Genomic DNA, 21752 nt, shown 5'->3' with positions numbered 1-21752 from the left:
GATTGGCAGAACTGCTGGCTTGGGCACTTAGAGGTCGTCCTCATTGAACATCAGCACTCACTCACACACAATCTGCGGTATCACTTCGCCCCTCCTCGCGGCATCGCTACGGCTCCCGTCAAACAAGATCACTTAAAAGCCCAACGCGCGCAGAACTTGATCCGCATCGCGACAATGCCAAGAAGATTGGCGCAAAACTACCGAAGTGTAGCCTGATCAAACCCCATTCGCTGCTACCACCGCAACGCTCTTCGGGCTAGCAACAATGGAAAAGAAAATTTAGCCCCTTGGGAACTTCAAAATTGAAGTCGGGTTCAACTCACTTTGGTACAAGCTAACCAAGATGGGACTTCATATCCGCGCACGCTGTTTCAAACATCGGCTCGGATCTTCGTAACCGGTGCCCTTAAAACATCCTGGCGGAGAGAGAACGAATTTTATTCATTATCACTGGCGCCGTAACCATAGCCATAGCCATAGCCATAGCCATAGCCGGCTTGGCGATGCTTCAATTTTGTTAGGACTACGCCAAAAATGTGAGCATGAACTGACTGCAAGCGACCCAAAGAACCCTTGATTCCGCGAATGGCAACACCCTCAGCTTCAGCTACGAATACACATCCTTCGACAGCTCGCGCCAATAATGGCGCATCTGCCAAGCCAAGAATGGGTGGAGAATCGATAACGATGTGATCGAAATGGTCCCCCATCTGGTTTATGAGCATCAGCATCCGGTCACTGCTAAGCAGTTCCGCTGCGCTTGGCGGCATTGGTCCTGCAGGCAGCAATTTCAGATTTTTAATGTCAGTAGGAAGAATAAGACGCTGCCAATCATTTTCTCCTGCAAGAAAGTTGCTCAATCCAATGTCATTCTTCTGTTGGGTAAAATGATGCATAGATGGCGATCTCATGTCTGCGTCGATTAAAAGAACGCGCTTTCCTGTTCGGCCTAACATTGTCGCAAGCGCTATGCTCGTCGTGCTTTTCCCTTCAGCAGGTCGCGTACTGGTTACCATAAATGCTCGTGGGACACCGTGATCAGTCGAAAAGGCCAAGTTGGATCTAATGCTTAAATAGGCTTCTGACAGCGCGGACTTCGCGTCACTCAGCAAAGCTAACGCGTTTTCATCTTCAATATCCGGAACACTTCCAAGTAGCGGTATTTGCAGAAGTCGCTGAACTTGATTCGGATCTCGCAGACCTTCGTCAATTTGCTCCAGAGCAAATGTTGCCATTGCTGAAAGGCCAATTCCTGCGACTAATGCAAGTGCTAAGTTCAGGGGTAAATTCGGAGATGAAGGCTTGTCCGGTATCTTGGCATTATCCACGATAGCGATATTATTAGCCCCTACTCCCGCTACACCGATTTCTTTATATCGCTGTAAAAGGCCGTCATAGAGTTCGCGATTGGTATCCGCTTCACGCTGAAAAATGTTATATTGAATGCTGTCACGTTGCTGTAAGTTCATTCTCGCCTTTAACGACTCCACCTGTTGCCTTAAATTCTCCTCTCTTTGTAAAGCTTCTCGATACTCGGCGGAGCGACTGGACGACACCCGCGCCTCTTCTCGAGCAATACTTGTATCCAAAGCTCGCACCTGTTCCGCAAGTGCCTTAGCTGCTGGGTAACCTGGCTCAAATTGAACGAGTAACTTCGAATACTCTGATTCTACGTCGGCCCGCTTCTGCCGTAGTTGCGAGATCGCTATGTTATTCAACGCTGCACTATTAGCCCCGCCAGACCGCTGTTGAGCTCTGCTTTCGGCAGAAATTCGGTCCGCCGTTGCCTGAGCGAGTGCCAAATTCAAAGACTCCAAGTCACTCGACACAAGAGTACGCTCTATTTCCGTTTTGCCATCTGAGCTTTTGCTTTTTCCGAGAGCAACTATCCCTTTGTTTGCAGCGTAGCTAACCAGTTCACGCTCTGATGTTTCCAGACGGGCTTTCAAATCCGCAAGCCGTCCCTCGAGAAACTTACGTGCATCCGCAGTTGATGCAAATCGACGGTCCATGCTTTGGATAATATACTGTTGCGTCCATGTATCAGCTATCTGCGCCGAAAAAGATGGCGAAGCGCTGGTATAACTAATATCGATTAATGCTGAGTTTCGGATGGGTGAAATGGAAATGTGCTTCAGCAGGAGATCTACCGCAAGCTTCTCCCGGCGCTGTCTTTCTTTTGCGGTAGGAGGGTTGTTAGACTTTAACGAAAACAAACTACCTTCATCAGGATTAACGTTATGCACCTTAAAAATAGAATCACTGCTACCTAATTTGAGCTCGCGCGAAACTCGCTCCGCAAGCGACCTTGCTTCGAGTAAGTTATACTGTGTTTGATAGAACTCCAAATTGCGCGCCGCTTCCGCAGACTCAATTCCTTGAACGTTGGTGACATTCTTCTGCTCGCGACTTATCTCTATCCTAGCCGTCGCCGTATACTGTGGGGTAGCTAAAATCGTTGCAACCAAGCCAATCGCCAAGGCGAAGGCAATTACACCGAAGATGACCCACTTCCAACGAAGCACCACTTGCCAAACTTGCAACAATATCGGAGGTGCAAAATTTGTTTGATTTCCTTCCAGTCTAGATTCACCAAATTGCGCGGATTCCACGACGGGAGAGATGTTTTGCATCATGACTTTTTAATTCCAGAATTGGCTTAAATCAAATTATGTTTTTCTTAGCTGCTGGCTTGAACCCGAGCACGAGGCGTGCCGTTAGCGGAAATAAACGGTGACTTCTACCGTTTATCGACAGTTCGCGATACCTTCATGGCCGAGCGTCGCATTCGCTTTCGTATACATGCGCGAAGCTCCCTTGATAAAAGTTGAAAACTTGACATTGATAGCTCTTCTCAAGTTTGTCCTAATTGCGGCTTTCGTAATTAAACTACTTTTTAGGATTTCGCTTTGTTTCATTTCCAAAGACAAACCATTTCAAAACCAATCCAATTTTGGACTCTGGCTTGCTTTATGATGATTCTGGCGCTCACTGGCGGCTCCTCACGGTCAGACGTGCAATCATTAGCATTTCTCCTACCTTGCTCAATTGTAGTTTGTGCAATTGGCCTGTCGACGCTTGAATTCGGCCAACTTAGAGATCATCGATACGCACTAGTAGGCTACGCAGCAGTACTTTTGCTCGCATTTATGCATTTAATTCCGTTGCCACCTGAAATTTGGAGAGCGCAGCCGGGCAGAGCCTTGATTTTGGAAATCGGCGACATTTCAGGTTTGCCGGATGAATGGCGCCCATTGTCTGTCAGCCCAATGGAGAGCTGGGTTTCAGTTAGTTTTGTAGTTCCTGCTCTTGCAGTGTTCATTTTGGGAGTGCAGCTAAGAACCCCCGATCTTGATCGATTTATCACTTTGATCGTTGGATTAGGCGCGCTTTCTGGTCTCTTAGGTTTAATGCAAATTGTTGGTGGAGGTGGTTCTACATATCATTTGTACAACATTACCAATAACAACAGCGCAGTCGGCTTGTTTGCAAACCGCAATCACGCGGCATTATTTCTAGCTTGTCTGTTGCCCCTATTGGCAGTCTTTTATATTCAGAGAGCTTCAAAGGGTCGGGGGACCAAAACTACCGCAGTAATTACGATGTGCATTGCAATTGTAATTATACCCCTGGTACTTGTGACAGGTTCTCGGTCAGGCGTCATGACTACTGTAATGGGGCTCATCGGAGCAGCGGCCATATATCTCTCCCATATAAATTCTATGCCCAATAGAAGCAAAAAAGCTGCGAGATATGTTTTTCCTTTGGTCATGGCTTTTCTTATAATTTCTTTAACCTTAACTGCGCTCGTTCTTTCGCGGGCGGAAGCAATCGAAAGGTTGATATTCCAAGATTCTGCCGATGATGAAAGAGGCCAGTTTTGGGTCGCATCTATAAGGCATCTATTTGACTATTGGCCTTGGGGTTCGGGTGCAAGTTCATTTGCAACAGTATACGAGCAGCACGAGCCAAGGCTATTGCTAGACACAACTTATCTAAATAGTGCCCACAACGAATATCTTGAAATACCGCTGAGTTTTGGGATTGGCGGTACAATTCTCCTTGCCATAGGAATTGTTGCCTTAGTTTGGCGCTCATTTGATATTTGGTTTCGTAAAGACGGCCAATCTATCTCCGTGTCCATGGCGCGCATGGGAGGGTATCTTATCTTTATGATAGCCGCCGCTAGTGCCTTGGATTATCCTTTGCGAACTCCATTTTTCATGAGTGTCTTTGCCTTGATATTGCTTTGGTTTTCCAGAAATTCCTCTCAACCATTGCGCGCCAAATCAGTAAGTAATTTAAAATCTTAAGATCGGCAAAATTTTCACCCGCCGCGTAATGATCGAAACCCTTGAGCTGAGTGGCGCCAATTAAACGGAACGATCATTTTAATGGGTCGATAAGGGATTCATTTCAGCAGCGTGGCTTCTTTTTTGCTGTCGCACTGCTTTTTGAAGCACTGTTTATTTTTGCGATCCTTAGTCTGACTGTTCAGCCAGCCGTTTCCGACGGGCCACGACAGGGCCTAAGCACATTTTCCCTCAACGCAAAGGACGCCTCCAAGATTAACGAGAAGAGCGAAACCAAAACTTCGTCGGCAAAGGCCCAGCAGCGCAAGTCTGCCTCCCCTATCCCCAGACCGCTTCTACCAACGGCAAACCCGGTAAAAGCTCCTCCGCCTAGTCCGGACTTTATAAGGGTCAGCAAATCGAATTTTGAAGCTATGGACCTGTCTAAATTATCGAGCGGCGGTAGTGCAAGTTCGGGAAACAATTCCGAATCCAGACTGGGATCGAATGGAGCGATAGGACCCGGCCTTGGCCCCGGTGGAGCGCAACTCTATCCCGTGGCCTGGCTGCGCGAACCTTATATTGCCGAGCTGGCCCCTTATCTGGCCGCTGTTAAACGCATCCCTCCCGGCGCATCCGCGGACATCGCCTGTCGCATGGCCGAACGCAACCGGGTCGAAAACTGTCAGATTATCGGTGAAAATCCGCGAGGCACCGGGCTCGCCAAAGCATTACGGCTCGCGGCATGGCAATTCCTCGTCAAGCCGCCACGGATTGATAACAAGGCGCAGCTGGGCGTTTGGGTCCGGATACATTTCGATTTTGCAACCAAGGCTGCCGACGATATTGCTGAATAGAATCCAGCTTTGGCCTAGTTTGCTGCGTTGTAGTTAAGGCTTAACTTGGATTCTATAATGACTCCTTAGCAATTGCAAACACCGGAGCAATTAAGGTTAAAGCAATCATAATCGGTAGGGGATGGAAAAGTGGACTATCAATCATCGCCGTGGCGCAAATCGCACAATAAGCCGTGATTGCTATAAAGCGCGATAGCGGATCGGCTTTGGTTCTGCGCAGGATCGCGACACCCAAAATAGCAAGTAAAATTAACGCTATGCTCCCCCCAACGAAGCCCCAGTCATAAAGATACTGCAGAATAAAATTGTGGGGGTGATTCCATGTGGTTCCGAAATGCAGGTTCATATCGTCACGATACCTGCCAGCGCCATGTCCTATCCAGGGTGACTGAGTTATCTGCTCCCATGTCTGTGCCCACAGCTCCCATCTGCCGCTTGACGGATCGTCCTGTTCGCCACTCGCTTTCACAAGCCTAAAAAGGCCAAAAGTCGGGTCTGGTACTGGCATGGCTACGGATATCAAAATTGACATGACAGCAGCTACTGCAGCCGAGGCCATGTTTCTTAAAGTTGTGAAGTGTCTAACAATTACCAAACCGCAGGCAATTCCAAAGAATAACCCCAGTAAAGTGGCACGACTGCCAGTCCAAGTTGCAAAAGATAGTATAATTACAAAGGCGATTGTCGGACCAACGCAGGAACGACGTTTGGAAGCCATCAGTAGGGCAACAGGCGCAATAGCTAATAACCCGACATTGTTCCCAATCTGACGAATGTTAGTCGCCGAAGGCACCCTTCTGACCCAAGGAAAATCTTGGGGATTTGGAACCAGAATGCAGAATATAGCCAGCAGAACCACATAGACTACGGCACCAGCGCTCAAAACCTTGAGCGAAATTTGAATATCGAACCGGTTGCTCTTGCTCAGTAAATGAACCAAAGAAACCAAAAAGAATCCGTGGGTTAAGTAGCGAACTAAAGTGAATAACGCGTTGGACAGACCGGACATGGTCGAAAACAATGCGATCAACGAAAAAGTTAGCCATAAAGCCAGCAGCGTTCGTACACGTTTTGGAAGCTCCCAAAAGGTATTCGAGAAAGACAGATCATTTCTCAACGCCAACCAGATGACTAAAATTTCAACGAGAACAACCATGTACGAATAATGGCGGACTGCGTAGGCGGTGGACGAAAGTCGGCCGTCAAGATCCCACGTTGCAATGGCGTGTAATCCCGGTGCCATGGTAATAAGAAGCACGGCAACAAACCAAGGCTGAGACAATACCGCCTTAATGTCTTTGGAAAAAAAGGACTCCACAAACAAACCCATGCCCCACTCTCCCGGTCGTGTGAGGGCAAATGCCCGCACCCGACCAAGTTAATGAAAGATGGTTAAAATTTATAAACCAAACTATGCGTCAAATCGACAAATGCAAAATTCTGCTATTTATTCAACGCTATCCAAGCATTAACCTGTTCCTCCAGCACATCCAGCGGAACCGGCCCCGATTTCAGGACCGTATCATGGAATCCGCGCACATCGAATTTTGACCCAAGTGCCTTTTGCGCCTTTTCGCGCAATTCGCTGATCTTCAGGCGGCCGACCATATAGGCGGTCGCTTGACCGGGGTAGATAATGTAGCGTTCAATCGCTTTCACGATGCCGCCGGGGGCGTCCGCGCTGTTGTCCTGCACATATTTGATCGCCTGTTCGCGGGTCCAGCGCTTATGGTGCAGGCCGCTGTCGACAACCAGGCGGATTGCACGATGCAGTTCGAGCTGCAATCGGCCAAAATCCCGTGCGGGATCGGTGTAGAGCCCCATGTCCTTGGCCAGTTTTTCGGAATAGAGGCCCCAGCCTTCCGAATAGGCCGTCACGCCGCCAAATTTGCGGAAAGCCGGCACATCCTTCAGCTCGGTCTGGATCGCCAGTTGCAAATGGTGGCCCGGAATACCTTCATGATAGAAAAGGGCCTCAACCTCGGTCAGCGGCATGTCGGCCATTTTGTAGAGATTGGCATAATAGGTGCCTGGACGCGAACCATCGGGAGCGGGCCGCTGGTAGAAAGCCTTGCCTGCCGACTTTTCGCGGAATTCCTCCACCCTTTTTACCACTAGTGGCGCCTTGGGCAATGTCCCGAACCATTTGGGAAGAAGCGGTGTGATGGCGTCCTGCGCCTTTTGCGTTTCGGCCAGATAGAGCGCCCGGCCTTCATCGGTTTCCGGCGCATAGAATTTCGGCGTTTCCCGCATATATTTGAAGAAGGCCTGCAGGTCCCCCTTCACGCCCATCTTCTTTTGCACCACGGCCATTTCACGGTGAATACGGGCAACCTGCGCCAGCCCCAATTCATGGATCTGGTCAGCAGTCATATTGGTCGTGGTATAGTTGGAAAGACGCTCGGCATAATAACCGGCGCCATCAGGAAAGCGCCAGACACCATCATCGGTACCCGCAACTTTTTCCTGTGCCGTCATCTCTGCGATCAAGGCCTCATAAGCAGGTTTGACGGCGGTATTAAGCGCTTGTGCCGCTTGCTCGATCAGTAAGTTCTTTTCGACATCGCTAATTGCGAGTTTGGCGACCTTGGCCTTGAAATCGGCGTATAGCGGTGCATCGGGGCCAGCATCAAAGGGGGCACCGCTAATGACATTGCGGGCATCGCTGATGACATAGGGGAACACCCATTTAGGTGGCATTATACCTTTTGCAGCGCGGGCCTTGGATGAGGCGATGGCCTGATTCAGGCCGGGGCCGATCCCATAAAGGCGGTTGATATAGGCGCGCGCATCAGACTTGTTGTCGATGCGGTGGATGTTGATCAGAAAGGCTGGAATCTGGCTTTGCGCGCCGTTCATCTGGTCAAAAACATAGCCGTAATCATTATATTTGAACGCCGCAGTGGTACGGGAGGCGCGTTTTTCGAACAGGCGATAGGATAGCCTGTTTTCCGGGCTCAGCTTTGCCGGATCAAATCGTGCGCGCATTTCCTTGAGTGCCGCTTGTTCAGCTGCCTGTGCACGTGCCTCCGCTTCGTCCGAACCGTCGTCCCAACGACCATAGTCACTATCCTTTATTCCACGATAGGATTTTGCGAGGGGGGACATTGCCAGTTGCTGCGCGTCATATTCCTCAAAGAAGGCCTGGATGGCGGCATTCTGGTCCTGCTGTCCTGCGGTTGCGGCGACCGCATCTTGCGCGAGTGCGGCCGTGCTGACGCCGCTGAGCGCTAGGGCAAGTATCGATAAGGCATAGGGTGCTAGGCGCATGGGGTTCTCTCCGGTCAAATGATATGCCGGATGGTGTAACAGCCCTGTGCCAGAGGTGAAGGCTCAATTTCACGCCTCGTCGAACGGCCAACCGCTTTTGTCGATTGGATATGATAGATTTTCCGGGCTAGCCGCTGTTGCGCAATGCCGTTGCTATTGCGTTGATTGTCAGCTGGATACCTTCCCCGATCCGCTCATCCTCTTCGCCCGCACGGTAGCGCTTCATCAGCTCAATCTGTAACAGGTTGAGCGGTTCGATATAGGGCAACCGCAAACGGATCGAATTGTTCAAAGCCGGATGCGCCTCCAGCAAATGCCTCTGACCGGTCGCATCAAGCAAGCTGTCACGGGCCGCGTGCCAGCCATCCTTTATGCGGCCGAACAACCTTTGCGAAAGGTCGTGATCCTCGACCAGTCCGGCATAATGCGCCGCAATGCCCATGTCGGATTTTGCCAGCACCATTTCCATATTGGCAAGGATCGTCTGGAAATAGGACCATTCCCCGGCCATCGCCTTCAATAGCCCCTTGTCGGCAAAATCGGCCAGAGCCTGACCCGTACCATACCAGCCCGGCAGCATAACGCGTGCCTGCGCCCAGCTGAACACCCAGGGAATGGCCCGCAGATCTTCGATCGCATCTGACGCCGTGCGGCTGGACGGACGTGACCCGATCTTCAGCGTCGCAATCTCTCCGATGGGAGTCATCTGGCGAAAGAAGGTGCGAAATCCTTCCGTTTCGTACACGAGCCCGCGATAACGGCGAAAGGCACGTGCCGACAGATCCGCCATGGCTGTCTTGAATCGGACTACATCAGCCTTGTCGATAGGGTCGCTCGACAGCGTGGCGAGCATCGTTGCCGAAGCCATGGTTTCCAGCGACGTCACAGCATTGTCGACCGTTCCGTACTTCGCGGCAATGACTTCGCCCTGCTCGGTAATACGGATACGGCCTTGCACCGTGCCCTGCGGTTGCGCGAGGATGGCGCCGAACGCCGATCCGCCTCCCCGCCCCACCGCACCGCCACGACCGTGGAAAAGCTGCATGGCGACCCCTGCTTCGGCAAAAACCGGAGCCAAAGCGCTGGACGCTTCATATAATTCCCATGTCGATGTCAGATAGCCGCCATCCTTGTTGGAATCGGAGTAGCCGATCATCACTTCCTGATGCCCGCGCGCCTTAGCCAGTGCGCGCATCGGAGGAAGGGAGAAAAAGGCCTTCATCGTGGCAGGCGCCGCCTGAAGGTCGGCAATGGTCTCGAACAGAGGCACCGACATGATCGTCGCACTGGGCGTGCCATCTTCGGCAACCTGATATAGCCCTGCCTGTTTCAGCAGGACATAAACCTCCAGCATGTCCGAAACGCTTTCGGTCTTGCTGATATTATAGGTGGTGATGGCCTGCCGCCCGAAATCCGCCTGCGCTTTCGCAGCCGCACGGATGATAGCGAGTTCTTTGGCGGTTTCCTCGCTATATTCGGTCCAAGCGCCGGCAAGCGGACGGTTATGTGACAGTTCCTCAAGTAACAAATCCACCCGGGCCTGCTCGTCAAGCGCCGCATAGTCGTAAGTCACCCCCGCCTTGCGCAACAGTTCGGCGATAACCCGCTCATGCACATCGCTATTCTGCCGCAGGTCGAGCGTTGCCAGATGAAAACCGAAAATTTCGACCGCGCGGATCAGGCGGCCCAATGCCCCGCCGCTCGACAAGGCTCCGTCGCCATCCTTTGCCAGTCCGGCCGCAACGGTGACCAGGTCGGCGCGCAACTCGTCCGGCCCGCCATAGGGCTCGCCTGCCAAGGCGGAAGGGCGGGGCGGCGAATCGCCGATCAACGCCACATGTGTCGCAGCCAGTCTTGCATATATGCCGGACAGCGCACGGCGATAGGGTTCGTCCGCACGGCTGGGCGCCAGATCGCCGCTCTTGTCGGCAAGCGCCAGAACCGATTCGGGCGTTTCGCTCATCCCGCTCGAAATGGATATCTCGGCACCAAGCCGGTGGATGCTTTCCAGATAATGGCGGATCGCCGTGCCGCCGTCGCGCGTCACCGCATAACGCAGAGTTTCGGCATTAACGAACGGGTTGCCATCGCGGTCGCCGCCGATCCAGGTTCCCAGACGGACAAATCCCGGTGGTCGGGCGCCTAATGCCTTTTCCCAGCGCATATACAGCTTGGGCAGCGCCGTCAGGAAAACCTCCTGCATATAGGCGCGGGCATTTTCGATCTCGTCGGTTACGAACAACTTCTCACGGCGCAAGGGCCGGGTCTGCCACAGCAGGGCGATCTGCCGGTAAATGGCGGAATCTATATCGTCACCATCCGCTGTGCTGGTTTGCCCTTCGTCGCGCATCGCCATCAATGCCGCGATCCGGTTCTTGTGGTCGATAATACTCTTGCGCCGAACTTCCGTCGGGTGCGCCGTCAAAACGGGAACAATCAGGCTAGCGGACAGCATCGCGAGCACAGCGTCTGGGCTGACTCCTTCCTTTTTGAGACGCTCAAAGGCCTCTTCAACGGTAGCCCCGTCTTCATGTGCGAGGCCCTGGCGATCTTCGGCCAGATTGGCGAGCAAGGAAAACAACATGAATCCACGTACAAAATTCAACGTGTCGTCCAGACTGAGCGCGCCCAGACCCCGATCGCTTTCGCCAGCTCCCTCTATGCCGCGAAACCGGTCGACGCTTGTAGACCGGATATATTCTGTCTGGCGGAACAGCTTTTCTCCACCATAGGCGCGGATAACGTCACCCAGCATCTTGCCCAAAAGACGGACGTCTGGATTTTGCGAAATGGTGTAAGTGTTCTGGCCGGTCATGATGCGTATTTGTGCACTGCAACAGACCTGCACGCAAGAAAATGCGCGTCTTTGGGCTAGGGAATAGCTATTCCCCGATCAACCGGGAGAGCCTGTCGATTTCCGCATTCTGCTCCGCAATCATTTCGGAAACAGGCTGTTGCGCCTTGCTGAGAAGCGGGACGAGGGTTGAATCCGCTTTTCCCTGTTCCGCAATGAGCGAATCAAACTCACGCACAACCGCAATCGAATCGGCCCGCGACTGGTCAAGGCGCGACAGTTGCAGGTGCGCATTCACCCAGCTTTCGGTGCCGGGCGCGCTTCCGGCGGCGCGGGATGCCAAAGCCTGAACCGTTGGCAGTTTACGCTGAAAATCATCCTGTGCCGCAGCATGCCTCCGGATGAGGGAATCAACCTTCGCCTGCAGCTGCTGCGGCAATTCCGGCGCTACATCAGAGGCAGTTTCGGGCACAGAAACCGGCGCGTTGCTCTCGTAAGGGCGCCGTTCGAGCGACGGGAACTGGCCCTCGGTTGTGCTGCATGCATTAAGCAGAAGAGCAACCAGGAACGCGGGTGCAAGCTTGTTTATGGACATGATCCTTGTCTAAGGCACCCCCTTCAACTGCGCAAGGGGCGCGCAATAGCGCCGAAAAGGCGGCAAAAGGCGTTGACAGCGGCGATTTCCTAGACTAGCTGCGCCCCTTCTTGCGTGGCCTGTCGGGATTCGCCGACTGGTACCACGCGTGAGCAACCGCGCTCCTTAAAAGCGCTAAGCTGTAGAAACGGATGAGTTAGAGCCATGTTCGCTATCGTGCGCACAGGCGGCAAGCAGTATCGCGTCGCCGCCGGAGATAAAATCGCAGTTGAAAAACTGTCGGGTGAAGCGGGTGACAAGATCTCGCTGGGAGATATCCTGTTGGCCGGTGACGGCGACAAGGCGCAGGACGTAAACGGCCTGACGGTATCTGCCGAGATCATCGCGCAAGAGCGCGGCGAAAAGGTGATCGTTTTCAAGAAGCGTCGCCGCCACAACTACCGCCGTAAGCAGGGTCATCGCCAGTCGTTGACGCTTCTGCGCATCCTCGCCGTCGGCAAGGAAGAAAAGAAGGCTGCTGCACCTAAGGCTGAAAAGGCCGAAGCGGCACCTGCAGCTGACGCTGCACCCAAGAAAGCCGCTGCGCCTAAGAAGGCAGCAGCCAAAAAGGAAGCCTGAGCCTCGGCTCGGACAGCGCAAGGAGTTTAGACCATGGCACATAAAAAAGCAGGTGGTTCGTCACGCAACGGTCGCGATTCAGCAGGCCGTCGCCTGGGCGTTAAGAAATTTGGCGGCGAAACCGTCGTTGGCGGCAACATTATCGTGCGTCAGCGCGGAACCAAGGTTTATCCGGGTGCCAATGTCGGCCTTGGAAAGGACCACACCCTTTTTGCACTGACTGCAGGTCGCGTGCGATTCCATGCTGGCAAACTTGGCCGCAAATATGTGTCGGTGGATATGCCGGCCATCGCTGCCGAATAAGACGGACAATCGATGACGGGTTGTCCAGACGGATGACCCGGAAATCGCCAAAGGTGGTTTCCACCTTCGAACAGGGAGACGGGTCAACCGGTCTCCCTTTCTTTTTGCCTCATTCTCCCTGTTCAAGCTTGCCCTGAGGGGTCGATGTAACAGGACTGTCGCTTTGTTCTGCAAAGGGCGGCTCCAAGAAGCGGAGAGAGAAAATGTTCGCACGAACCGAAAGATTACTGTTGCGGCCGAGTTGGCCCGAAGATGCGCAGGAATTGCACCGGGCGATTGACGATGAAGGCATTGTCCGCAATTTGGCGCGCGCGCCATGGCCTTATCGCCTGGATGACGCCCGCTCCTTCGTGACCGCGTCGCAGCCGATATTGCTCCCGAACTTCATGCTGATGCTGCGGACAGACGGCGCACCCCGCCTCGTGGGCAGCTGCGGCTTAGGCGAACATAATGGTGAGGTCGAATTGGGCTATTGGATTGCGCGCCCTTATTGGGGTCTCGGTTTTGCGACCGAGGCCGGGCGGGCAGTGATTCGTATTGCCCACGCCATTGGGTATAAAAAGCTGATCGCGGGTCATTTCACCGATAATCCCGCGTCGGGCAGGGTGCTGCGTAAACTGGGCTTCAAAAACACCGGACGTGTCGAACACCGGCACAGCCTGGGCCGCGGGCAGATGGTTGCGAGCGCGCTTTATGAAATGGAACTGTCATCCTCAGATGGCGAGGATAACCTTATGCGAAGCGCTTTCGATCCGGGCTTTAACCGATATCTGAACGAGTTGCGTGCGGCTTAGGCCGCCGCAACCAACGGAGCCTGGACCGGTTTTTTACCGTTAGCACCATAACCCGCGCGCGATGCGGCAATTGATGCAAGATCCGCCTCACCCTGGGCCAAAAGCAGACGATCATCAAAATCCCAAGGATGGTATCCCGGGCGAAAGAAAGAAGCCCAGGGACGCAGGACATTGCGACCTATGCCGCCTTTTCCAAAACCGGATACAAGAATGTTTTTCAACGCCGTGAAAAAGCCAAACCCGTCCTGACGCAGCAACTCGATCTGGCCGAGGGTGCGGTTGATGAAGAAACTGGTTGTTACGGCGACCATGAAGAAGCTGCGCCACAAATAACGGCGCGCAGCACTCCAGTCCCGGGTGGCGTGGTTCCAGACATCAAAGGCAACGCCCTTATGTTCGACTTCCTCAATTGCATGCCAAAGCCACAATTCGAGCATCTTGTCGTCAACACCCGCAAGATGGTTGCGGTTCTTCAGCAGTTCTGCCGCAATGATTGCGGTGAAATGTTCAATGCACATCGTGGCCGTCAGCTTCACATGGTCATTTGCATCTTCGAAGAATGATACAAAGCCGCGAATTTTCCGGTCGAGCGGCGCTATGTCATATCCCGCGCCGATCAGCGCCTTGTTCATGGCCACATGTTCGCGGCTATGCCCGGCTTCCTGCTCGATAAAGGCTTCAACCTCGCTCCGCAGTGGCTCCTCAACACGGTCCACCCATGGAAGAAGGCTGCGAATCATGAAAGTTTCGCCGTGCGGGAAAACGGCGGACAGAGCATTGAAAAATGCTGTAGCGAAGGGGTCTTGGCGTACCCAGTGCCGTTCACTTACTGCGTCCGCGGGTGCGCGATAGCTGCGCGCCACAATATCCGGCCGCTGTTCGGGAGATAATGCGTTAAAGCCGGATGTTTTGGTCTCGTGCATCCTGCCCGTTTAGCCAAAGCCCATGAAATTCCGTTTAATGCCATTGGTTAACGGCATATAAGGAATGCAAAAATATATAATATTATCAGAGTGATGGATGCTGGTTTGAGTAAACCTGTAATCTTTATCCTTCTGCCTACCAACAGGTCTGCCCCAGAGATGCCTTCACAGGTGCTTGATCAACCCTGCACCAAGTCTCTTGCAATACATGTTTGTTCGGTCGATTTTTCCCCGATAGAATATGTGGATATGGAGGGAGGATTGGACAAATGCCCGTGGTATCCTCATGATGTTTGGCAAGGATGGAAGAGACGGGTAGAATTGGCCCGCAATGATAAAGATAAGAGGCAAATACTTTACATGGCGATAGAAAATACCAAGGTCGTGAATATCAAGGATGCTGCCATGCCCCGCCGGCTGAGCCCCGAGGCAAGTCGATCTGCTGCGCTGGAGGCGGCGCGCGAACTATTGCTGGAGGCTGGACCACAAGCAGTCACTCTGAAGGCTGTGGCGGGGCGCATCGGGCGAACCCATGCCAACCTGCTTCATCATTTTGGCTCGGCGTCCGGACTACAACGCGATCTTGCTGCCTATATGGGCAACAGCATCTGCACCAAAATCGGGGAAGCGGTTTTCCAGATGCGCGGCGGTGAAGTGACACCTGATGAATTGGCGGATCTGATTTTTGACCATTTTGACCGCGAAGGCGCAGGGGCTCTTGCCTCCTGGATGCTGTTGTCGGGTAATGAGGATGCGCTGGACCCTATTGTAGAAGCAATCCATAATCTGGTCGATCAGATTGCCGAAGATGGAATGGCGGACGCTTCGCTGCACGAACTGACACTGGAAATGGTACTGATGGCATTAGGCGACGCTTTGCTGGGCGGCCCCCTATCGGCGTCCCTCGGGCTACCGCGCGAGGCAGGCCGGCAGATCGCAGGCCGCAAACTCGCCGCATCGTTTGACGAATGGCAGGCGCGCAGCCAATCCGCCAACGACTAGGTTTTTCAACCCGCTTTATAGTGGTCTAAATACCAGTCGGCAAAACGCTGCAGTCCTTCTGCCAACATGACTTTGGGTTTATACCCAGTGAGCGCGTGCAATTTTGACACGTCCGCATAAGTCGCAGTGACATCGCCCGGCTGCATGGGTCGCATGACCTTTACCGCCTCACGGCCTATGGCTCTTTCCAAAGTCTCGATCATTTCCATCAGTCCAACCGGATGGCTGTCACCGATGTTCAAAACCCTATGTTCACCGGTTGCCGGCGGGTTATCCAGCGCCCCGAGGATACCGTCCACGATGTCGTCGATATAAGTGAAATCACGCGCCATTTTGCCATTGCCGAAAACTTCGATGCTTTCGCCTTTCAATATCTTCTGCGTGAAGCTGAAATAGGCCATGTCGGGCCGACCCCAAGGGCCATAAACCGTAAAAAACCGTAACCCGGTCTGCGGAAATCCGTAAAGAGTTGCATAAGACTGGCTCATCAATTCGCACGCCCGCTTCGTCGCAGCGTAGAGCGAAACGGGGCTCATGGCGGGTTCGTCTTCGGAAAATCCTTCGCCACCCATCGGCTTGTCGCCATAAACCGAACTGGAGGACGCGTAGACAAGATGTTCGAAATCGGGGGCGTGGCGGCATGCTTCCATCACCGAAAGGTGACCGGCAAGATTGGATCGCTCATAGGCGAATGGATTTTCGATACTATACCGAACACCTGCTTGCGCTGCGAGATGTACCACCCGCCGTACACCATTATCCTTGACCAGCTTAGCAATTCCCGCCGCATCCGCTACATCGCATCGTTCAAAGGTAAAATTATTCTGCCCTTCAAAAGTTGCCAGACGCGCCTCTTTCAAAGCTGGGTCATAATAGTCGTTGACGATATCAACACCGATTACGTGCTCGCCTCGCGCCAAAAGCCTGTGCGCAACAGCATGCCCGATGAAGCCTGCGGCGCCAGTTACAATTATTGGTGCGGTCATGTACGATTCCTTATGGTCAAACAGAGCGATAGTGCCGAGATTGTAAAAATCCTGTTAGCGTCCTTAACTCGACCGCGAAACCATCGTTTTAAGTGTTTTCAGTTTCGGGGTGACGATCGGGATGGTCAGCATCGTGCTGCCAACCGCCATCAAAAGGAGCGCTGTGAACGTCTGATTTGTGATGATATCCTTATCCAGCAAAATATTGGCAAAGATGATCATGATCAGCGCTTTGGTCTGCAACAGCCAGCCAATGAGGGACGCCTCGCCCTTTTCCCATTTTAAAATACGGCCCGCCAACTGGATACCCACGAGTTTGCCGGTCACCGATGCGGCAAGCAACAAGGCAGCCGCGGCGAAAACCACAGCTCCGCCCACATCCCAGTTTGTGCGCAAACCTGTACTTAAAAAGAATACCGGCATCATCGCCAGCAATACCGTCGCGCGGAAATAATCCATTCGTTTCTGATCGAAATTTTTTGCATCCAGAACCACACCCGACAGGAACGCACCGACCATGTAGTGCAAGCCTGCCCAGTCGGCTGCCAATCCGCAGATCGCGAGCCAGATCAAGCCGACATACCAGCGGTCGCTTTCTGCAATTTTGGGCATTAACCTGCGTATCAGATAGGCGGCGACGGCAAAACCGGCGAGAAATGCACCCTGTCGCCCCATGCGTTGCCAATCGAGCAATATCACCGCCAGGACGCCCCAGATGACGACATCATCCAGACTTGCGTAACGCAAAATGCGCTGGCCCAGCGGCTGGCGCAATATTTCGAGCTTTTCCATGAACAGGATTAGGATCGGCAGGGCGGTAACGGCGCAGGCCATCCCGATACCGACAATCACTTGCCAATATTGACCCTTGGCACCTGCCCAACCAGAACCGGTTTGCAGCAAAATAGCGGCAGCGACGCTTCCAAAAACAAGAGGGACGATCAATGCCAGACCGGCGGTTACACCTGTTTCACGCCGCTTTTGCCACGCTTCCGACAGATCGAGTTCAATTCCTGCGATCCAGACAAATATCATGACCGCCCACCAGGCGACGCCATTCAGGGCGCCGATGACCTCGGGTCGAAAGACAAAGGCGTAATAGTCCGGAAAAAATGCCCCCAATATGCCGGGGCCCAGCAAAATTCCGCAAATGATCTGCACAACCACAAGCGGTGCATAATATTCGGTGCAAAAAAGACGCCAGATCAAAAAGGGTACCGCGAAGATCAAGATCATCGCAATCAGATAAACTTCGGTTAGTGTTATCTGTACCATTGCGGGGGCCCCTTTCTATCGGAGCCCGTATCTAACAACCGGGTGCGTTTTGAAAAGCCGAAACTACGGCCTTACATTCGTAATCTCAGGCGGCGCGGCGCTGATCCATGCTTTGCAACCAAGCCCGTGCCTGACGCTGTGCTTCGGCGATTTCACGAGCCGTCATATCGTCGGAAATGTCCGCACGGCACATCATGGCGGCTTCGCTTCCGTTTAGCGCAGCGAGGTTGAACCATTTATGTGCCTCGACCAGATCGATTTCGATACCGTTGGCGCCTGTCGAATAGGCCATTCCCAGATCGTATAAGGCTTCTGCACATCCTTTGGCCGCGTCGGCCAAACGACTTTCCATAAGAAAGTTCGCACTTTTAAGACTGTTGCCCATATTATGTCCCCAATTCCCTTGTTGAGGACAATCTCGCCAAACATGGCTAACAAATGGTTAACGAAATGAACAAAAATTATATCCGAAATGGATGATAAGCTGTTCGGCTACACGGCTATATTATCAATCAGCCGCGTTTTGCCTATTTTTGCCGCCGCCAAAATATGTGCGCTACGACCGTCATAATGCGTCATCGGTTCCAATGTGTGCGAATCAGCGAGGGCGAAATAGTCGACCTGCGCGAAGCCTGCATTTAGTATGTCTGCACTCGCTGCAGCGACGGTGGTCGCAACATCGGCGCCGCCACGGATGCGAACGGACGCGTCATGAAGCGCGCGAGGCAAGGCCAGCGCCTTGTGCCGTTCTTCCACCGTCAGATAGGCGTTGCGCGACGAAAGGGCCAAACCGTCTTCATCCCGCACGATAGGTACACCTATAATTTCCAGACCAAAATCAAGATCCTTTGCCATTCGGCGGATAACGGCCAGTTGCTGGAAATCTTTTTCCCCAAAGAACGCAACGTCCGGTGTCACCTGATTGAACAATTTGGCCACAATTAACGCCACGCCATCAAAATGTCCGGGACGCGCACCCCCGCAATATCCCGCGCTTGGCCCGTCCACATGCACCTTTGTCGCAAAACCTTCAGGATAGATGGCGGCAACCTGAGGTGCCCACAGAAGAGCGACACCGGCCGCGCGCAAAAGATCGGAATCACGCTCCAAGGTGCGTGGGTAGGCGTCAAGATCCTCATTAGGACCAAATTGTGTGGGATTTACGAAAATCGAGACCACAACAGCGTCAGCGTGCCGCTTAGCCTGTTCTACCAGAGCCATATGTCCGGCATGCAACGCCCCCATAGTGGGTACCAAGGCAACACGCTGACCATTTTTACGTAGTGCTGCAATGTTGTTTCGTAATAAGTCAAGCTGATTGATGGTTTGCACGTGCGGTTCGCCTTGGTTATTGGCTCTTGAACATCGCCTATGAGAGATGCCTTAGTGGCATTTCAAGGCAAATATCGAACAGGGACATTTTAGGGCACATGGCCGGGGCACATCATATCGTTTTCGCCAATGAAAAAGGCGGCACTGGAAAATCAACAACCGCGGTGCATGTGGCGATTGCGCTGGCTTCCCGTGGCGCGCGCGTCGCATGCATCGACCTCGATTCGCGCCAGCGTACCCTGTATCGCTATCTCGAGAATCGCCAGGACACGATCAAACGCCGCGGCATTACCTTGCCGATGCCGGTATTCGAGGTGTTCGAACATGATTCACAAGCAACATTGGAACGTCAGGTGGAACGGCTCGGAAAGGACCATGACTTCCTGATCTACGACACCCCTGGCCGTGACGACAAATATGCGCGTTTCGTGGCCACGCGCGCAAACACGCTGGTGACGCCGATCAACGACAGCTTTGTCGATTTCGATCTCATCGGCCAGGTTGATGCGGAAAATTTCAAGGTGCGGCGTTTGAGTTTTTATGCCGAGCTGATCTGGGAAGCCCGCAAGGAACGCGCGAAGGCGGACGGGGTTACCATCGATTGGGTCGTCGTCCGTAACCGGCTGCATAATATGGAGGCCCGCAACCAGCAGCGTATGACCGATGCCATCGCTGAACTATCCAAGCGGGTTGGCTTCCGGTCTGTTCCGGGCCTGAATGAGCGTGTGATTTACCGGGAACTGTTCCCGTCGGGCCTCACCCTGATCGACAAGGGGCATCTGGGACAATTGGCTACCGCCCATATTGTTGCGCGGCAGGAATTGCGCGAACTTGTAACCGGGCTGGCGCTTCCCGAACCGCAGATGGCGATGCTCGTCTGATGGGAGCGTTGATCGCCCTTGTCCTTGCAGGTCTTGGCTGGGGGGTCTGGAAAGGGAAAATTCGTCGCCAGCAGCTGCTTCCGCTCCTGCTGGGGCTGGCAGGCGCCTTTGTCGCGGCGCGCGGGAGTATATTGATAGGTGCCGTCGCTATTGCGATTGCTGTCACATGGTATCGTGGTCTCACCTGGCGTTTATTTGGCACTGGTGCAAAACAAAGCGAACAGTATAGCATCGACAAGGCCCGATTTCTGCTTGGCGTATCGCGCTATGATACGGCTGAGCAGATCCGCAGTCGCCACCGCGCGTTGATTGCCCAAAATCATCCTGACACAGGTGGCAGCGCTGAACGGGCCCGGGAACTAAATGAAGCCCGCGACCTTTTGCTAAGGGATTTGGAAAGTAAATCACGCTAATTGACCCGCAGATTTTTAAGGGAGTGTCCTGTGAGCCATAATTTTCATCCAACGTCGCTTCGTGAATATGACATTCGCGGTATCATCGGCGAAACGCTTGGTGCCGAAGATGCCTACGCGATCGGCCGCGGCTTTGGCACTTGCCTTGTCCGTGCTGGCGGCAAGAAAGCGGCTGTTGGCTATGATGGCCGGGTCAGCTCGCCCATGCTCGAAGAAGCATTGGTACGCGGACTGAATGACTGCGGTGTAGACGTGGTGCGCATCGGCATGGGGCCGACGCCGATGCTATATTATGCCGAGGCTGTATTGGATGATGTCGATGGCGGCATTGAAATAACCGGCAGCCACAATCCAGCCAATTATAATGGCTTCAAGATGGTGCTGCAGGGTCGCCCGTTTTTCGGCGCAGATATCCAGAAACTGGGTGTCATGGCCGCTGCGGGTGACTGGGTTTCGGGAACAGGCACCTCGGAACATCTCGATATCCTTGATCAATATGTCGCCCGCGTTGCCGAGGCCGCACCGGAAAAGCCGTTCCGCATCGGTTGGGACACTGGCAATGGCGCGGCGGGACCGGCGATTGAAAAGCTGGTGAAGATGTTGCCAGGAGAGCATCATCTTCTGTTTGTGGATGTGGATGGACAGTTTCCCAATCACCACCCCGATCCCACCGACCCAAAAAATCTGGTCGATTTGCAGCGGCTTGTCGCCGAGAAGAAACTCGATTTTGGAGTGGCTTTTGACGGAGATGGCGATCGGATCGGCGCGATTGACGGCGAAGGCCGTATCATCTGGGGCGACCAGCTTTTGCAAATCTATGCCGAGGATGTTCTGGGCGACATGCCTGGCGCGACGATCATTGCTGACGTCAAGGCATCGCAGGCTTTGTATGACCGGGTTGGCGAATTGGGCGGCCAGCCCCTTATGTGGAAAACCGGCCATAGCCTGATCAAATCCAAAATGAAGGAAACAGGTTCACCATTGGCGGGCGAAATGAGCGGCCATGTCTTTTTCAAACATCAATATTATGGCTTTGACGATGCCATCTACGCTGCAGTCCGCCTGATGGCGGCATCGGCCAAGCTGGGCAAGAGCGTCACCGAATTGCGCGGCGCGATGCCCGACATGATCAACACGCCTGAAATGCGTTTCCAGGTCGACGAAAGTCGCAAATTCGCAGTTATCGACGAGGTGCTTGCACGGCTTTCCGCCGAAGGTGCAGATGTCAACAATACCGATGGCGCCCGCGTGAACACGCCGGACGGCTGGTGGCTGCTACGGGCATCTAACACCCAGGATGTGCTGGTCGCCCGCGCCGAAGCGTCGAGCGAAGAGGGTTTGGACCGGCTTATGGCGCAGATTGATGCGCAACTTGCTGCATCAGGTCTGGAACGCGGAGAAACTGTCGGGCATTAAG

19 protein-coding genes are annotated in these 21752 nt (G+C 53.4%); 9 read left to right on the top strand and 10 right to left on the bottom strand.

Annotation, left to right across the window (positions count from 1 at the left end; all coding sequences use genetic code 11):
- Positions 1–437: 437 nt before the first annotated feature.
- Positions 438–2636 carry a GumC family protein gene (locus tag FOM92_RS12925; protein ID WP_246087295.1) on the bottom strand — a complete coding sequence of 733 codons (2199 nt, stop codon included), beginning with the start codon at positions 2634–2636 and terminating at the stop codon, positions 438–440.
- A 336-nt stretch (positions 2637–2972) separates the two neighbouring features.
- Here FOM92_RS12925 and FOM92_RS12920 point away from each other — a divergent pair, with 336 nt between their 5' ends.
- Both FOM92_RS12920 and FOM92_RS12915 read left to right on the top strand, forming a co-directional pair.
- Positions 2973–4313 carry an O-antigen ligase family protein gene (locus tag FOM92_RS12920; protein WP_143777254.1) on the top strand — a complete coding sequence of 447 codons (1341 nt, stop codon included), beginning with the start codon at positions 2973–2975 and terminating at the stop codon, positions 4311–4313.
- 413 nt (positions 4314–4726) lie between these two features.
- On the top strand, positions 4727–5149 hold the full coding sequence (locus FOM92_RS12915; protein WP_143777253.1) for a hypothetical protein: 423 nt from the start codon (positions 4727–4729) through the stop codon (positions 5147–5149).
- 52 nt (positions 5150–5201) lie between these two features.
- On the opposite strand, the gene FOM92_RS12910 is transcribed toward FOM92_RS12915, so the two are convergent.
- The 4 genes from FOM92_RS12910 to FOM92_RS12895 form a co-directional block, all read right to left on the bottom strand.
- On the bottom strand, positions 5202–6479 hold the full coding sequence (locus FOM92_RS12910; protein WP_143777252.1) for an O-antigen ligase family protein: 1278 nt from the start codon (positions 6477–6479) through the stop codon (positions 5202–5204).
- 113 nt (positions 6480–6592) lie between these two features.
- On the bottom strand, positions 6593–8419 hold the full coding sequence (locus tag FOM92_RS12905) for a DUF885 domain-containing protein (protein ID WP_143777251.1): 1827 nt from the start codon (positions 8417–8419) through the stop codon (positions 6593–6595).
- Positions 8420–8546: 127 nt separating this feature from the next.
- On the bottom strand, positions 8547–11234 hold the full coding sequence (ppc, locus tag FOM92_RS12900) for a phosphoenolpyruvate carboxylase (RefSeq protein ID WP_143777250.1): 2688 nt from the start codon (positions 11232–11234) through the stop codon (positions 8547–8549).
- 67 nt (positions 11235–11301) lie between these two features.
- Positions 11302–11808 carry a hypothetical protein gene (locus FOM92_RS12895; RefSeq protein WP_143777249.1) on the bottom strand — a complete coding sequence of 169 codons (507 nt, stop codon included), beginning with the start codon at positions 11806–11808 and terminating at the stop codon, positions 11302–11304.
- 204 nt (positions 11809–12012) lie between these two features.
- Here FOM92_RS12895 and rplU point away from each other — a divergent pair, with 204 nt between their 5' ends.
- The 3 genes from rplU to FOM92_RS12880 all read left to right on the top strand — a co-directional run bounded on the left by rplU (position 12013) and on the right by FOM92_RS12880 (position 13523).
- Complete coding sequence (rplU, locus tag FOM92_RS12890; RefSeq protein WP_143777248.1) at positions 12013–12426, top strand: 50S ribosomal protein L21; 414 nt, start codon at positions 12013–12015, stop codon at positions 12424–12426.
- A 33-nt stretch (positions 12427–12459) separates the two neighbouring features.
- Positions 12460–12729, top strand: coding sequence for a 50S ribosomal protein L27 (rpmA, locus tag FOM92_RS12885; protein WP_143777247.1), 270 nt, complete (start codon positions 12460–12462; stop codon positions 12727–12729).
- A 203-nt stretch (positions 12730–12932) separates the two neighbouring features.
- On the top strand, positions 12933–13523 hold the full coding sequence (locus FOM92_RS12880; RefSeq protein WP_143777246.1) for a GNAT family N-acetyltransferase: 591 nt from the start codon (positions 12933–12935) through the stop codon (positions 13521–13523).
- Here the strand turns inward: FOM92_RS12880 and FOM92_RS12875 are convergent.
- Positions 13520–14446: a metal-dependent hydrolase gene (locus FOM92_RS12875; protein WP_143777245.1), complete on the bottom strand. Its 927-nt coding sequence runs from the start codon at positions 14444–14446 to the stop codon at positions 13520–13522. The two genes, FOM92_RS12880 and FOM92_RS12875, sit on opposite strands and share 4 nt — an antisense overlap.
- Positions 14447–14806: 360 nt before the next feature.
- Here FOM92_RS12875 and FOM92_RS12870 point away from each other — a divergent pair, with 360 nt between their 5' ends.
- A complete protein-coding gene (locus FOM92_RS12870; protein WP_246087294.1) occupies positions 14807–15448 on the top strand; it encodes a TetR/AcrR family transcriptional regulator in 642 nt (213 codons plus the stop codon).
- Between the two features lie 5 nt (positions 15449–15453).
- On the opposite strand, the gene FOM92_RS12865 is transcribed toward FOM92_RS12870, so the two are convergent.
- The 4 genes from FOM92_RS12865 to panC all read right to left on the bottom strand — a co-directional run bounded on the left by FOM92_RS12865 (position 15454) and on the right by panC (position 19041).
- On the bottom strand, positions 15454–16434 hold the full coding sequence (locus FOM92_RS12865; protein WP_143777244.1) for an SDR family NAD(P)-dependent oxidoreductase: 981 nt from the start codon (positions 16432–16434) through the stop codon (positions 15454–15456).
- Between the two features lie 63 nt (positions 16435–16497).
- Positions 16498–17709: a cation:proton antiporter gene (locus FOM92_RS12860; RefSeq protein WP_143777243.1), complete on the bottom strand. Its 1212-nt coding sequence runs from the start codon at positions 17707–17709 to the stop codon at positions 16498–16500.
- An 85-nt stretch (positions 17710–17794) separates the two neighbouring features.
- Positions 17795–18094: an SEL1-like repeat protein gene (locus FOM92_RS12855; protein ID WP_143777242.1), complete on the bottom strand. Its 300-nt coding sequence runs from the start codon at positions 18092–18094 to the stop codon at positions 17795–17797.
- A gap of 107 nt (positions 18095–18201) precedes the next feature.
- A complete protein-coding gene (gene panC, locus FOM92_RS12850; RefSeq protein ID WP_143777241.1) occupies positions 18202–19041 on the bottom strand; it encodes a pantoate--beta-alanine ligase in 840 nt (279 codons plus the stop codon).
- A 98-nt stretch (positions 19042–19139) separates the two neighbouring features.
- Here panC and FOM92_RS12845 point away from each other — a divergent pair, with 98 nt between their 5' ends.
- From FOM92_RS12845 to pgmG, 3 genes are read left to right on the top strand one after another with little or no spacing between them, the layout of a single operon-like run.
- Positions 19140–19922 (top strand): division plane positioning ATPase MipZ, encoded by a 783-nt coding sequence (locus FOM92_RS12845; protein WP_143777240.1) that lies wholly within the window; start codon positions 19140–19142, stop codon positions 19920–19922.
- Positions 19922–20335, top strand: a complete 414-nt coding sequence (locus FOM92_RS12840) for a J domain-containing protein (RefSeq protein WP_143777239.1) — start codon at positions 19922–19924, stop codon at positions 20333–20335. The genes FOM92_RS12845 and FOM92_RS12840 overlap by 1 nt, the downstream gene beginning before the upstream one ends.
- A gap of 30 nt (positions 20336–20365) precedes the next feature.
- Complete coding sequence (pgmG, locus tag FOM92_RS12835) at positions 20366–21751, top strand: phosphoglucomutase/phosphomannomutase PgmG (RefSeq protein WP_143777238.1); 1386 nt, start codon at positions 20366–20368, stop codon at positions 21749–21751.
- Position 21752: the final 1 nt, after the last annotated feature.

Origin of the sequence: Sphingorhabdus contaminans (assembly GCF_007280415.1) — a bacterium.
GTDB lineage: Bacteria > Pseudomonadota > Alphaproteobacteria > Sphingomonadales > Sphingomonadaceae > Sphingorhabdus_B > Sphingorhabdus_B contaminans.
The sequence above is the reverse complement of the archived record's forward strand: the minus strand, read 5'-3'. Positions and strand labels throughout refer to the sequence as shown.